Annotated in this window: 14 protein-coding genes; 13 read left to right on the forward strand and 1 reads right to left on the reverse strand. The window is 55.5% G+C overall.

Annotated features, from left to right (window positions below; translation table 11 throughout):
• Positions 1–227: 227 nt before the first annotated feature.
• From dnaX to ACOYNV_RS21290, 12 genes are all read left to right on the forward strand, one after another.
• Positions 228–1,907, forward strand: a complete 1,680-nt coding sequence (gene dnaX / locus ACOYNV_RS21235) for a DNA polymerase III subunit gamma/tau (protein ID WP_422901806.1) — start codon at positions 228–230, stop codon at positions 1,905–1,907.
• Positions 1,908–1,930: 23 nt separating this feature from the next.
• Positions 1,931–2,251: a YbaB/EbfC family nucleoid-associated protein gene (locus ACOYNV_RS21240; protein WP_422901819.1), complete on the forward strand. Its 321-nt coding sequence runs from the start codon at positions 1,931–1,933 to the stop codon at positions 2,249–2,251.
• A complete protein-coding gene (gene recR / locus ACOYNV_RS21245) occupies positions 2,251–2,853 on the forward strand; it encodes a recombination mediator RecR (protein WP_422901807.1) in 603 nt (200 codons plus the stop codon). The genes ACOYNV_RS21240 and recR overlap by 1 nt, the downstream gene beginning before the upstream one ends.
• A 101-nt stretch (positions 2,854–2,954) precedes the next feature.
• On the forward strand, positions 2,955–3,551 hold the full coding sequence (petA, locus tag ACOYNV_RS21250; protein ID WP_422901808.1) for a ubiquinol-cytochrome c reductase iron-sulfur subunit: 597 nt from the start codon (positions 2,955–2,957) through the stop codon (positions 3,549–3,551).
• A 3-nt stretch (positions 3,552–3,554) separates the two neighbouring features.
• On the forward strand, positions 3,555–4,859 hold the full coding sequence (locus tag ACOYNV_RS21255) for a cytochrome b (RefSeq protein WP_422901809.1): 1,305 nt from the start codon (positions 3,555–3,557) through the stop codon (positions 4,857–4,859).
• Positions 4,856–5,581 (forward strand): cytochrome c1, encoded by a 726-nt coding sequence (locus tag ACOYNV_RS21260; protein WP_422901810.1) that lies wholly within the window; start codon positions 4,856–4,858, stop codon positions 5,579–5,581. The genes ACOYNV_RS21255 and ACOYNV_RS21260 overlap by 4 nt, the downstream gene beginning before the upstream one ends.
• Positions 5,582–5,681: 100 nt before the next feature.
• Positions 5,682–6,278 carry a glutathione S-transferase N-terminal domain-containing protein gene (locus ACOYNV_RS21265; protein WP_422901811.1) on the forward strand — a complete coding sequence of 199 codons (597 nt, stop codon included), beginning with the start codon at positions 5,682–5,684 and terminating at the stop codon, positions 6,276–6,278.
• Positions 6,279–6,362: 84 nt separating this feature from the next.
• Positions 6,363–6,788, forward strand: coding sequence for a ClpXP protease specificity-enhancing factor (locus tag ACOYNV_RS21270; RefSeq protein WP_422901812.1), 426 nt, complete (start codon positions 6,363–6,365; stop codon positions 6,786–6,788).
• A 399-nt stretch (positions 6,789–7,187) separates the two neighbouring features.
• A complete protein-coding gene (ybiB, locus tag ACOYNV_RS21275; protein ID WP_422901813.1) occupies positions 7,188–8,171 on the forward strand; it encodes a DNA-binding protein YbiB in 984 nt (327 codons plus the stop codon).
• 109 nt (positions 8,172–8,280) lie between these two features.
• Positions 8,281–9,042: a TerC family protein gene (locus ACOYNV_RS21280; RefSeq protein WP_422901814.1), complete on the forward strand. Its 762-nt coding sequence runs from the start codon at positions 8,281–8,283 to the stop codon at positions 9,040–9,042.
• Between the two features lie 34 nt (positions 9,043–9,076).
• Positions 9,077–10,396, forward strand: coding sequence for a hemolysin family protein (locus ACOYNV_RS21285; RefSeq protein WP_422901815.1), 1,320 nt, complete (start codon positions 9,077–9,079; stop codon positions 10,394–10,396).
• 13 nt (positions 10,397–10,409) lie between these two features.
• Positions 10,410–10,784 carry a sirohydrochlorin chelatase gene (locus ACOYNV_RS21290; RefSeq protein WP_422901816.1) on the forward strand — a complete coding sequence of 125 codons (375 nt, stop codon included), beginning with the start codon at positions 10,410–10,412 and terminating at the stop codon, positions 10,782–10,784.
• 16 nt (positions 10,785–10,800) lie between these two features.
• Here the strand turns inward: ACOYNV_RS21290 and ACOYNV_RS21295 are convergent, their stop codons facing one another.
• On the reverse strand, positions 10,801–11,556 hold the full coding sequence (locus tag ACOYNV_RS21295; protein ID WP_422901817.1) for a fused MFS/spermidine synthase: 756 nt from the start codon (positions 11,554–11,556) through the stop codon (positions 10,801–10,803).
• A gap of 190 nt (positions 11,557–11,746) precedes the next feature.
• On the opposite strand from ACOYNV_RS21295, the gene ACOYNV_RS21300 reads away from it, so the two are divergent.
• On the forward strand, positions 11,747–12,745 hold the full coding sequence (locus tag ACOYNV_RS21300; protein ID WP_422901818.1) for a serine/threonine protein kinase: 999 nt from the start codon (positions 11,747–11,749) through the stop codon (positions 12,743–12,745).
• Positions 12,746–13,213: the final 468 nt, after the last annotated feature.

Below are 13,213 nucleotides of genomic sequence, written 5' to 3' on the forward strand. Positions count from 1 at the left end.
GCGGAGCAAAAATATGTCATCGGGGTTTGCCGAGGTGTTCATGCGTCAATGCTGGTACTCGGTGAAACATTCGGCGAGATCGTCACCGATCCGCGTTTGCGTGCACGGCATGTTTATGCCAAGGGTCTGAGGCATCGCCAGGTGACGCGCGACCTTCATGCGTGACGCACCTTCCTGAAACATTTCCCATCGCATTCCAGATCGAGAATCCAGAGTAAAATCCGCCTATGACTTACCAAGTACTGGCGCGCAAGTGGCGGCCGAAATCATTTGAGAGCCTGGTCGGGCAGGAACACGTTGTTCGGGCCTTGACCCATGCCTTGACCGAACAGCGTCTGCATCACGCCTATCTGTTCACCGGCACGCGCGGTGTCGGGAAAACCACGCTGGCAAGAATCCTCGCCAAGTCGCTCAATTGCGAGACGGGGGTTACTGCGACCCCGTGTGGCGTATGTTCGGCGTGTACCGAAATCGATTCGGGTCGCTTCGTCGATCTGCTCGAAGTCGACGCAGCGACCAATACCAAGGTCGATGAAATGCGGCAGCTTCTCGAAAACGCTGTCTATGCGCCGACGCGTGGCCGCTTCAAGGTGTACGTCATCGACGAAGTGCACATGCTCTCGAATTCAGCTTTCAACGCCATGCTGAAGACGCTGGAAGAGCCGCCGGAACACGTAAAATTCATCCTGGCAACGACCGATCCGCAGAAAATCCCGGTCACGGTGCTGTCGCGCTGTTTGCAGTTCAACCTCAAGCAGATGACGCCGCAACTGATCGCCGGCCATCTCAAGCATATTCTCGGCGTCGAGGCGATCAGCGCCGAGCCCGCTGCCTTGGCCCTGCTCTCGCGTTCGGCTGCCGGCAGCATGCGCGATGCGCTTTCGCTGCTCGATCAGGCGATTGCCCACGGCGCCGGCAAGGTCGAGGAAGCGCAGGTGCGCGACATGCTCGGTACCGTCGATCTTGATTACCTGTTTTCGATACTCGATGCCCTGCTGGCCGGTGACGCCGCCGGCATGCTGCAAGTCGCCGAGGATATGGCCACGCGCAGCCTTTCGTTTGATGCGGCACTGCAGGAAATGGCCAGCCTGTTCACCCGTCTGCAAGTCGCGCAACTGGCACCGCAGGCGGTGGCTGACGATCTGCCTGAGCGTGCGCGTATTCTGGAGTTGGCGACGCGGCTTGATCCGGAATTCGTGCAACTGGCCTACCAGATTGCCGTACATGGACGCAAGGAACTGCCTCTGGCTCCCGACGAGCAGGCTGGTTTCGTCATGACGCTGTTGCGTCTTTTTACTTTCCGTCCGGCGGTGGCCGGTGATGCGGTCGTGGCGCGCCCGCCTGCCACTTTTACGAAAGCAAGTCCGACGGAGCGCCCGGCGAGTCTTGCAAATACCCAACCAATTCAAAAAAGCGTAACGCCAGCCATAACCCCGGTGGCGAGAACTGAACCAACTGAAGTAGATGTCGTACCAGTACAGCATGAAACACCGGTGGCGGGGGTGGCTGTCTCGCCTGGTGCTTCTCATGGTCGTGGCGACTGGCACGATATTCTGACCGCACTCAAGCTTGGCGGCATGGCGCGTGAACTCGGGCAGCACTGCGAGTTGGGACGTGTCGATGGGACGCAGGTTGTCCTCTGTCTCTCGCCGGCGCATCGGCATTTGCAGATGAAGCCCGCGCAGGACAAACTTCAGCAGGCGCTCTCCGAGTATTTTGGTCGCCCGTTGCAGTTGACAATCGATCTGCATGAAACCGTAGGTGATACACCCGCCGCCGTCGCCGTGCGTCGCCGGAATGAAAAGCAGGATCTTGCCGTGGCGGCAGTCGAGCAGGATGACTTCGTGCGCGAAGTCATCGATCTGTTTGACGCAACATTGATTGAATCTTCCATAAAACCCGTTTAATTCCATTTGAGGTAAGCAAGATGATGAAAGGCGGAATCGCCGGCCTGATGAAACAGGCTCAGCAAATGCAGGAAAACATGAAGAAGGCACAGGAGCAGCTCGCGCTGGTTGAAGTCGAGGGACAGTCAGGTGCCGGCATGGTCAAGGTGCTGATGACCTGCACTCACGAAGTTCGTCGCGTGGCGATCGATGCCTCCGTAATGGATGACAAGGAGATGCTCGAGGATCTGGTGGCGGCTGCCTTGAATGACGCCATGCGGCGTGTCGAACAGGTTTCCCAGGAGCGCATGGCCGGCTTCACTGCCGGACTTAATTTGCCAGCCGGGATGAAATTGCCATTCTGATGACGACGCCGTCCAGCCTCGAATCGTTGATCGAGGCACTGCGCTGCTTGCCGGGGATTGGTCCGAAATCGGCACAGCGTATGGCGTACTTCCTCATGCAGCGTGACCGGTCAGGTGCCCAGCGTCTGGCCGATTCGTTGCAACTGGCACTCGCTGCGCTCCGTCACTGTCAGCGCTGCAACACCTTTACTGAAGCCGAGGTCTGTGAGCGTTGCCTGTCGGGTAAGCGCGACGCAAGTTTGTTGTGCGTTGTTGAAACGCCGGTCGATATGAACATGATGGAGCAGACGCACGCCTATTCGGGCTTGTATTACGTCCTGATGGGACGTGTTTCGCCACTCGATGGCATCGGGCCGCGAGAGTTGCAACTTGAGCAATTGCTGGCACGTGCCTCTGATGGCTTGGTTCAGGAAGTCATCCTTGCTACCAATTTCACAAATGAGGGCGAAGTTACCGCACATTACCTGACGGAAATGCTCAAAAGCCGCGCCATCCGCGTTTCCCGCATCGCGCGTGGCGTTCCCGTTGGCGGTGAGCTTGAGTACGTCGATGCCGGAACGCTGGCGCAGGCTTTTCGCGAGCGAAGACCGGTTGGTAATTAGTTGTTTGGCATTGTTTTTCCTCTTCAATACTGGGAAAAATTAGCGTATAGTTCGCTCCTTTAGTTTTTACCAATGGCAATTTCGTTCTGAGGGTCAGCACGATGAGTACAGAAGGCAAAATGGATTGCGGCAGGCGGCGGTTGATTATCGCTACTGCGGCTGTCGGTGGAGTAGGGGTAGTGGCAGCAATGGTGCCATTTCTTTCCAGTATGCTCCCTTCCGAACGAGCCAAAGCAGGAGGCGCAGCAGTTGAAGTTGATATTGGCAGCATAGATCCGGGTCAGATGATCACTGTCGAGTGGCGCGGCAAGCCGGTATGGATTCTCAACCGGAGTCAGGAAATGCTGGACTCTTTGCCAAAACTTGATGACGCTGTGGCTGATCCGAAATCCGAGGTCAAACAGCAGCCCGACTATTGCAAAAATGAGACGCGCTCGATCAAGCCGAATCTTCTGGTCGCCGTCGGCATCTGTACACACCTCGGCTGCTCGCCGTCTACCAAATTCAAGAAGGGTACTGAAGAAGGCATGGGAGCCGACTGGCTCGGCGGCTTTCTGTGCCCTTGCCATGGTTCAAACTTCGACTTCGCAGGCCGTGTTTTTAAGAGCAAGCCGGCTCCGACTAACCTTGAAGTGCCGCCGCACATGTATCTCACCGATACCCGCATCCTGATCGGCGAAGACAAGAAGGGGGCGTAAGAAATGGCTTCTAACACCAACTACGAAAAGTACAAGTCCGACGGTTCGCTGCAAGGCAACCTGCTCGAATGGGCTGACGCACGATTCCCGGTGACTTCCATGTGGCGTGGCCACCTGTCGGAATACTACGCACCGAAGAATTTCAATTTCTGGTACTTTTTCGGCTCGCTAGCCATGGTGGTGCTGGTGCTGCAGATCGTTACCGGCATTTTCCTTGTAATGTTCTACAAGCCCGACGCATCGCTCAACGCCAGCGGCATTCCGATCGCTTTTGCCAGTGTCGAATACATCATGCGCGATGTGCAGTGGGGGTGGTTGATCCGCTACATGCACTCGACCGGAGCCTCGGCCTTCTTTGTCGTCGTTTATCTGCACATGTTCCGCGGCATGCTCTACGGCTCTTATCGCAAGCCACGTGAATTGATCTGGGTTTTTGGATCACTGATCTTTCTCTGCCTTATGGCCGAAGCATTCATGGGTTACCTCTTGCCTTGGGGGCAGATGTCGTACTGGGGCGCTCAGGTAATCGTGAATCTGTTCTCGGCCATCCCGCTGATTGGCGAACCGCTCTCGCTCTGGATTCGCGGCGACTTCGTCATTGGTGACGCGACCCTGAACCGTTTCTTCTCCTTACACGTAATCGCCGTACCGCTCGTTCTCCTCGGTCTTGTTGCTGCCCACATTCTGGCGCTGCACGAAGTCGGTTCGAACAATCCGGATGGTGTCGAGATCAAGGACAAACTGGATGCCCAAGGTCATCCGCTCGACGGCATTCCTTTCCATCCGTACTACACGGTGAAGGACATTGTCGGCGTTGTTGTTTTCCTGATGGTCTTCTCGATCATCGTCTTCTTCGCTCCCGAAGGCGGTGGCTATTTCCTTGAATACAATAATTTCTTCCCGGCTGACCCGCTGAAGACACCGCTGCACATTGCGCCGGTTTGGTATTTCACACCGTCCTACTCGATCCTGCGCTCCATGGTGTGGCCGTTGTTCGGGCTGGATGCGAAGTTCTGGGGGGTGGTGGCAATGGGGGCTTCGGTGGTGGTTATTGCCTTCCTGCCGTGGCTTGACAAGAGCCCGGCCAAGTCGATCCGTTACCGTGGCCCGATCTACAAGGGTTTCCTGACTGCGTTTGTCATCGCCTTCCTGATACTCGGTTACCTTGGAACACAGCCACCGTCTCCTGTGGGTCAACTCGTCTCGCAGCTTTGTAGTCTTATCTATTTTGGCTTCTTCCTGCTGATGCCCTGGTACTCGAAGATTGACAAGTGCAAACCCGTTCCGGAAAGGGTGACCTTCAAATGAAAGCGAACATCATGAAGAAATTCCTGCTGGCGCTCCTGTTTGTACCGGTTACGGTATTTGCTGCGGCCGCGCTGCATCTTGATAAAGCACCTGACGTACAGGGTGACAAGGCGGCTCTGCAAAATGGTGCCAAAGTGTTTGTTAACTACTGCCTGAACTGCCACGGCGTCAGTTTCGTGCGTTACAACCGTTTGACGGAACTTGGTTTGACCGATCAGCAGGTTCGCGACACACTGATGTTTACCGCCGACAAGATCGGCGAGCCGATGCGCGTTGCAGCCCGTCCGGCTGAGCAGAAGCAGTGGTTCGGTGTGCAGCCGCCTGATCTGTCGCTTGTTGCACGGGCTCGTGCGTCAGGGGATGGTAGCGGCGCTGACTGGGTTTATACCTATCTGCGTTCCTTCTATCGGGATGATCAGCGCCCGACCGGCTGGAACAACACTGTCTTTGCCAATGTCGGTATGCCGCATGTCTTGTGGGAACTGCAGGGGCAGCAGGTGCTGAATCACGAAACGCATAAACTGGAACTTTCTGTCCCGGGACAGTTGTCGCCAGCCGAGTTCGACAAGCAGATTACCGATCTGGTAGGTTTTCTTGTTTGGGCCGGTGAACCGGGTGCTGGCTTCCGAAAAATGTTGGGATTTGGCGTTCTGGCTTTTCTGATCGTCCTCTTTGGCGTGTCTTACAAGCTGAAGAAGGAGTACTGGAAAGACGTCAAGTAAAGTTGAGTAACCGCCTGTTTTCAGGCCACGGCATCGCCGGCGTAGCGTTTAACAGCGCCCTCGCCGCTGCGGTGCCGGTTCGTTTTTTGGGGTATTGATCATGATGAATCTCTATTCGGGCACTACCTGCCCGTTCAGCCAGCGTTGCCGCATTGTCCTGTACGAAAAGGGCATGGATTTCCAGGTAATCGATGTCGATCTCTTTGCCAAACCGGAAGACATTGCCATGATCAACCCGTATGGTCGTGTGCCGGTTCTGGTTGAGCGTGATCTCATCCTGTACGAGCCAAACATCATCAACGAGTACATCGACGAGCGATTTCCACATCCACAACTGATGCCGGCTGATCCGATAATGCGTGCGCGTGCGCGGCAACTTCTGATTACGATGGAGCGTGAAGTTTTTTCGTACATCGAGGCGCTGGAGAAAAATGGCAAAACAGCCGACAAGGCTCGTCAGACCATCCGCGAGCGCCTCACCGAAATGGCTCCGGTATTCGTCAAGCAGAAACATATGCTGGGGGAAGATTTTTCGATGCTTGACGTGGCCATTGCACCACTCCTCTGGCGTCTTGATCACTACGGTATCGAATTGCCGAAGTCTGCTGCGCCCTTGATGAAGTACGCCGAGCGGATTTTCAGCCGGCAGGGATTCATCGATGCACTGACACCGTCTGAAAAGGCCATGCGTCGGTAAGCAGGCGAGACGACATGTTGTCGGGACGCTCGGTTTCATAACCAGCGTCTCACCGTTGTTCCATCGATTTGTTCTGGAATGCACGTGGAACTGCCATCGACCAAGCCCTATCTGATTCGCGCCATTCACGAATGGTGTAGCGACAATGGTTTTACGCCCTATATCGCCGTCATTGCTGACGAACGGGCGCGTGTGCCACGCGAGTTTGTTCGGGACGGGCAGATCGTCCTGAACGTTGGGTACGAGGCGACGGGTCATCTGAACATCGCCAACGACGCAATCACTTTCCAGGCGCGCTTTGGTGGTGTGGCGCGCGACATATCAGTGCCCATCGGCAATGTGGTGGCTATCTATGCCAAGGAAAATGGTGCCGGCATGGCGTTTGAGCCGGATGGCAAGGGAGCAGTCGGTGTTGGCGAAGAGCCGAAGCACGGCGGTGACCAGGGCAGCGAACCCGAACCGCCGCCTGCGCCGCCATCCGGGCGTCCAAAATTGCAGCGTATCAAATAATGCTGCCCAGTCTTGAGGCACCAAGCTTCAGGACTGCACCAACATGAATCGTAGCCCAGGTTTCTGGCTGACATAAATTCCGCAAGTCATTGATTATTATGCATGGCACACCTGTTGCATAACTGAGCGCAGGAGCGGAATCCATGACAAAGCTAATAAAATCGATTGCTTGTTGCTGCAGTGTTGGTTGCGATCTGCTGATCGAGGTTGAGAAAAACATAATTCTTGGCGATCTAGGAGCGCATGTTCGCCACGTCAATACAAACGCGGGGAAGACATGGGCCTGAAAAGGTTAGTTATTCACCGCAAAGGTGACCCAAGGAAATGCAGAGCCGCACCCCAGGGGGATTTCCTGCGAGGCTCATTCACTTTTGTCATCCTTGCAGTGCGGTTTTCAGGATGAATTACGCACATTTCATTCGTGAGATTGCTCGTGGCAGCGAAGGAGCCCGCGACATGTCTCTTGAAGAATCGCAACAGCTATACGGAGCCATGCTTGACGGCGGTGTGCCAGATCTCGAAATGGGGGCCATCGTCATTGCCTTGCGTCTGAAAGGCGAAACCATCGATGAGATGCTCGGCTTCCTGGCCGCATCAAATGATCGCCTGTATGCCTTGCACCGCCCGCCGGGACGCATCCGTCCAATAGTTATTCCCACCTACAATGGTGCGCGCAAGGGGGTTAATCTCACGCCTTTGCTGGCCCTGCTGTTGCGACGTTTCGGCATCCCGGTAGTGCTTCATGGCCTGATCGAAGGCTATGGCCGTGTGACAACGGCGCAGATTTTTCGTGAATTCGGCTTGATGCCTTGCATCAGCCAATTGCAGGCACAGCAACAGCTCGATGAAAGCGGACTGGTTTATGTGCCGCTCTCCATCATCTCGCCCGGTCTCAAAAATCAGCTTGCCCTGCGAAGCCGCCTCGGACTGCGCAACAGCGCGCATAGTCTGGTCAAGATGCTCGATCCATTCAATGGGGAGGGCTTGTTGCTCGCCGCTGCCACTCATCCCGAATACCTCGATACCATGCGCCAAGTACTGAGTGCGGTTGGCACGAATGCGTTGCTTCTCCGTGGAACAGAGGGAGAACCTTTTGCCAACCCCAAGCGACGACCGCGTATTGAACATCTGCGTGATGGGGCCAGCGACATCCTCTTCGAGGCCGAGCACGAAAGCCTGAAGAGGTTGCCGCAGTTGCCCGAAACCTGTGACGCCAAGACCACTGCAATCTGGATGCGACGTGTTCTTTCAGGTGAATCTGCACTGCCGCCACCTATCGCCAATCAGCTTGCCTGCTGCCTTTATGCCAGCGGTTATGCCGATGACTTCCATCAGGCCAAGGCCATTGTTGCGGTTGAAGGATCAGGCCTGAGAGTTGGCTAGGTTTCGACTGTCCTGCGGCACTTTGCGATTTGGGTAGTGAAGATGGGCTGCTGGTATAATCCTCGAATCAGGCGGCCCTTCTGCCGCAGTTCAATCTTTGGTGCACTTAATGGAAACGTTGTCCCTGCTGACCAATCCCGAGGTGTGGATTGCCTTCTTCACGCTAACCGCTCTCGAACTGGTGCTGGGTATCGATAACATCATCTTCATCTCCATTCTGGTCGACCGCCTACCGCCGCAGAACCGAGAGAAGGCGCGCTTGGTTGGCCTGTTTTTTGCCATGTTCATGCGAATCGGCCTTTTACTTATCCTGTCGTGGATCGTTGGCGCTACCGAGCCCCTGTTCAGCGTGCTGAGCAAGTCCGTTTCCCCACGCGATCTCATCCTGATTGGCGGAGGCCTTTTCTTGCTCTGGAAAAGCACTCAGGAAATCCACCAGTTGCTCGAAGGCGAAGAGGAAAAGGAAGTGAATGCGATCAAGGTGACTGTCACCGCCATCATTCTACAGATCATTGTGATCGACCTCGTTTTCTCTCTGGACTCCATCATTACGGCTGTTGGCATGGTTAGTGATGTCCTGGTAATGATCGCGGCGGTTATCGCGTCGGTCGGGTTGATGATGCTCTTTGCAAAAAGTATCGGCAGTTTTGTTTCGGATCACCCGACCATCAAGATGCTGGCCCTATCCTTTCTGATGGTAGTTGGCGTTGCGCTCGTCGCTGACGGTCTTGGTCACCATGTGCCTAAGGGCTATATCTACTTTGCCATGGCGTTCTCTCTTGGTGTGGAAATGCTCAATCTGCGGTTGCGGAAAAAGAGCGCCCAGCCAGTGCGCTTCCACGAGCCATTCAGCCGCAAGGTGCAGGATTGAACAGTCTGTCAAACGCGTTTTCAAGAATGCATAAATGGAAGTAGTGCTCCTTGTTTTTCTGATTTTCATCAATGGCATTCTTGCGATGTCGGAAATCGCCGTGGTTTCTTCACGCAAGTCACGCCTGCAAAAACTGGCGGACGACGGGAGTCTCGGTGCTCAGTCGGCGCTGGAACTTAGCAATGAGCCGTCCGGGTTCCTTTCCACCGTCCAGGTTGGCATCACGACGGTAGGTATTCTTAGTGGCGCCATCGGAGAGGGGGCGCTGGCCGATCCTTTGACCGGCTGGTTGTCTGGCTTCGTGCTGATTGAGCCGTATGCGAGGGCGCTGGCGCTTACCCTGGTTGTCGTTGGCTTGACTTATTTTTCAGTCGTGGTTGGCGAACTGGTGCCAAAGCGTCTGGGTTTGCTGGCGCCGGAGTCGATCGCGGCGCTGATTGCCACGCCAATGAATGTCTTGGCGCGCGTTGCACGGCCTCTGGTCTGGCTGCTGTCATCTTCTTCCAGCTTGTTGTTGCAGGTGATTGGAGCGCGTCGTCGGGAAGAGCCGCCGGTCACCAACGACGAGATCAATGTTCTGATGGTGCAAGGCGCCGAGGCGGGTGTGTTTCACGAAAGTGAGCAGGCCATCGTTTCCAATGTGCTGCGCCTTGACGAGCAGCGCATCGGTGCGATCATGACGCATCGAAACGACATCTACGTGCTTGATCTTGACGAACCGGAAGCGGAGATTCGCACCCGCCTTTCCGAAAGCCCCTACACGCGTATCGTCGTTTGTCGTGACGGACTGGAGCATATTGTCGGCATACTGCGTACTGCCGACCTCCTCAAGATGGCGCTGGCTGGTGAGAAACTTGATGTCGAGCGCTTCCTGCATCCGCCGCTCTATGTGCCGGAAGGTGTAACCACGACCCATCTGCTGGAGAGTTTTCGCAAGGCACGCCAGCAATGTGCGTTGATCGTCGATGAGTACGGTGAGTTGCAGGGGCTCGTTACGCTCACTGATGTGCTTACCTCGATCGTCGGCGAACTCCCTTCATCTGACATTGCAGAAGAACAGGATGTCGTTCAAAGAACCGATGGTTCGTGGCTGGTCGATGGCAGTGTGGCGATCGAGCGCCTTAAATCGGTCATGGATATCGAAGTTGACCTACCGGGCGAAGATGAAAACGCATTCAACACCCTGGGCGGCCTGGTGATGTACGTGCTCGGCCGGATTCCTGTCGAAACGGATCAGTTCGAGGTCGCCGGTTGTCGTTTTGAGGTGGTTGATATGGACAAAAACCGCGTTGATAAGGTGTTACTGACAAAAATACTTGCACCAGTGGATGGTGCAAGCGACGCTACAGCGTAATAAAGCGGAACTCATGTCAAAAACAGTCCTTGTCCTCTTTGCGCACGGCGCCCGAGATCCCGAATGGGCGTCGCCAATGCAACGTGTTTGCACGGCGGTGCGCGCTCAGGCGCCTGGCCTGCGTGTCGAACTCGCCTTCCTGGAATTCATGCCCCCGAATCTGCGTGACAGTGTCGAGTCACTGGTGTCCGAGGGGTTCAAGCGTATCGTCGTAATTCCGATGTTCATCGCGCAAGGCGGCCATCTCAAGCGTGATGTGCCGTTGTTGATCGAAGAGCTACGCCATCTCCATCCCCAGGTGTGTTTTGAACTGGCTGGCACGGTTGGCGAAGCGGAGAGTATCGTGCAGGCCATGGCGGCGCATGTGCTGGAGCTGGCCGGTGCCTAAAACAGTTTTGCCACTATCAGATAAGCAGCCGCTCCTGCACTAACGTTCCGGTGGTTTGAAGCCTTGGAATTGTGGGTGTCAGATTGAGGCCGGTTTCCTTGTTGAAATGGTTTGCACGAGCGATCAGGTCATCAAGGGATAAGTCAACCGCTGCACCGTCAGTGGCAAAGGCGATGATGTTGCCGCTGCTGCATGAAGGAAAAACCAGCGAGCGACCATCAAATGCTTTGGTGATACGTTCCGTGCTGGCTTGAAACCCGCGGCTGCGGCCGAGCAGATTGACCGCCATCAGACCGTTCTCCGTTAGCCGCGCGCGGCATGCCTGATAAAAGGGCAGGGTATCGAGCACTCCGGCGCGCCCGTTCTTGTCGAAACCGTCGACCAGGATGTAATCAAACTTTTTGCCGTCCTCCAGCATGTATTGCGCGCCGTCAGCGATGATGATGCGTAGCCGCATTGGGTCGTGGGGCAACCTGAAATGCAAGCGGGCAATGATTTCGACCTGCGGGTCGATTTCTACGACCGTGATCAGGGTAGCGGGTAGCTTGTGGTAGATGAATTTCGCCAAAGAGCCGGCGCCGAGACCGATCAGCAGGGCGGTTTTCGGCCAGGGTGCCTCGCGCAGCAGCAGTCCAGCCATCATGTCGCGTGTGTAGGGAAGTTCCAGTGCATTAGGGCGCTGGATGCGCATGGCCCCTTGAACCCAGTCGACGCTGAAATGCAAATAGCGCACGCCGCCGGCTTCGCTGACTTCGATCGAGTTTTTAGCCATGGGAGATTCAATGAGAGTTGACCGCAGCGTTGGCCACAGTAATTATTCAGGTCCAGGCAAAACAGCGAATTCTAACTTAGTCGACGCGGCCTGGAAAACCTCAAGCGGTTCGGGTGACTGTTCCAGTGTATTCTTCACGAATGGATACGAGATATTTTCAAACCCGCATATTACTCGCCTGCGTGTTCGCATGAAGCCTGCCGACACAAACGCAACGCCATTTGCCTCGCTGACCCCCGATTCGATGCTTGATGCACTTGAGAGTGTCGGCATTCGCCCGGACGGACGCCTGCTGGCGCTCAACAGCTACGAGAACCGCGTCTATCAGGTGTTCATGGAAGAGGGCGCGCCACTGGTCGTCAAGTTTTACCGCGCTGGCCGCTGGTCGGATGCGGCGATTCTTGAGGAACATGATTTTTCCTCCGAGTTGGCCGAGCGGGAGTTGCCAGTCATCGCTCCGATGGTCATCGGCGGGCAGACCTTGCACCTTCATGGCGATCTGCGCTTTGCAGTGTTTTCACGGCAGGGCGGCAGGGCGCCGGAATTCGATAGCGGACAAACCCTCGAATGGATGGGGCGCTTCATCGGCCGCATCCATGCAGTGGGTGTACTCAAGCCCTTTGTCGAGCGCCCTGAAATAAACATTCAGAGCTTCGGTGAAGAGCCAAGGGATTTTCTTCAACGGAGCAGATTCCTGCCTCCGGATCTGGCCAACGTCTATTTCGGCGTCGTCGATCAGGTACTCGATGGTGTTCGCAACTGCTTCGACCGTGCAGGCAAATGCGCCACGCTACGCTTGCACGGTGACTGCCATGCCGGCAATGTTCTGTGGGTAGAAGGTGGCGGGCCGTTCTTTGTCGACTTTGACGATGCACGCATGGGGCCAGCCATACAGGATCTGTGGATGCTGCTCTCTGGTGAGCGAGCGGATCAAGTGCGCCAATTGGCCGATGTGCTGGCCGGCTACGAGGATTTCTACAATTTTGATCCACGAGAATTGCATCTTATCGAGGCACTACGCACCCTGCGCCTTATTCATTATGCCGGCTGGCTGGCTCGGCGCTGGAATGATCCGGCCTTCCCGGCGGCATTTCCGTGGTTCAACACGCAACGCTACTGGCAGGACCGGATTCTCGAATTGCGTGAGCAAATCGCGTTGATGGACGAGCCGCCGCTCTGGATGGCCTGATCTGGGACGCTGGGCGACGTTATATCAAGGACAGACAACATGCTGACGCTCACAGCGTCGAGATTTCAAGGTTACCCCCATCCCCTTATCGTTATTTACGCGCACCGAAATGCGCTGAAGCGCGATTGCAGTATCCATGACGAACTGCAAACCGGGCCAAATTCAGGCAGCCCGATCTCTCTGAATCTACGATGACCAAAACTTGAAAATCGTGCGCTGGTCATTTCGTGCAAACTGGGTTTCATGGCGGAAAAATCCACCTGAAGTTTTCAAATCACCACCGTTAGGCGGCGTAAATAAATAAAGATAGCAACTGACTTGCTGCAGTGCTATGCTTTTTTTGCATGAGCACCCTACCTGATTTGAAAGAAAAGTTTCGTTCTGTCTGGCCGCTATTGGACGAACGCACACGTCGTGTAATGGCGGCAAACGAAGCATTAAGTTTGGGCTTCGGTGGAATCTCTGAGG

Source organism: Propionivibrio sp. (genome assembly GCF_049316945.1).
Lineage (GTDB): Bacteria > Pseudomonadota > Gammaproteobacteria > Burkholderiales > Rhodocyclaceae > Propionivibrio.

Coding starts and splice junctions, on each gene's coding strand:
- dnaX (WP_422901806.1), top strand. CDS start 228: ATGACTTACCAAGTACTGGCGCGCAAGTGGCGGCCGAAATCATTTGAG.
- ACOYNV_RS21240 (WP_422901819.1), top strand. CDS start 1,931: ATGAAAGGCGGAATCGCCGGCCTGATGAAACAGGCTCAGCAAATGCAG.
- recR (WP_422901807.1), top strand. CDS start 2,251: ATGACGACGCCGTCCAGCCTCGAATCGTTGATCGAGGCACTGCGCTGC.
- petA (WP_422901808.1), top strand. CDS start 2,955: ATGAGTACAGAAGGCAAAATGGATTGCGGCAGGCGGCGGTTGATTATC.
- ACOYNV_RS21255 (WP_422901809.1), top strand. CDS start 3,555: ATGGCTTCTAACACCAACTACGAAAAGTACAAGTCCGACGGTTCGCTG.
- ACOYNV_RS21260 (WP_422901810.1), top strand. CDS start 4,856: ATGAAAGCGAACATCATGAAGAAATTCCTGCTGGCGCTCCTGTTTGTA.
- ACOYNV_RS21265 (WP_422901811.1), top strand. CDS start 5,682: ATGATGAATCTCTATTCGGGCACTACCTGCCCGTTCAGCCAGCGTTGC.
- ybiB (WP_422901813.1), top strand. CDS start 7,188: ATGAATTACGCACATTTCATTCGTGAGATTGCTCGTGGCAGCGAAGGA.
- ACOYNV_RS21280 (WP_422901814.1), top strand. CDS start 8,281: ATGGAAACGTTGTCCCTGCTGACCAATCCCGAGGTGTGGATTGCCTTC.
- ACOYNV_RS21285 (WP_422901815.1), top strand. CDS start 9,077: ATGGAAGTAGTGCTCCTTGTTTTTCTGATTTTCATCAATGGCATTCTT.
- ACOYNV_RS21290 (WP_422901816.1), top strand. CDS start 10,410: ATGTCAAAAACAGTCCTTGTCCTCTTTGCGCACGGCGCCCGAGATCCC.
- ACOYNV_RS21295 (WP_422901817.1), bottom strand. CDS start 11,556: ATGGCTAAAAACTCGATCGAAGTCAGCGAAGCCGGCGGCGTGCGCTAT.
- ACOYNV_RS21300 (WP_422901818.1), top strand. CDS start 11,747: ATGAAGCCTGCCGACACAAACGCAACGCCATTTGCCTCGCTGACCCCC.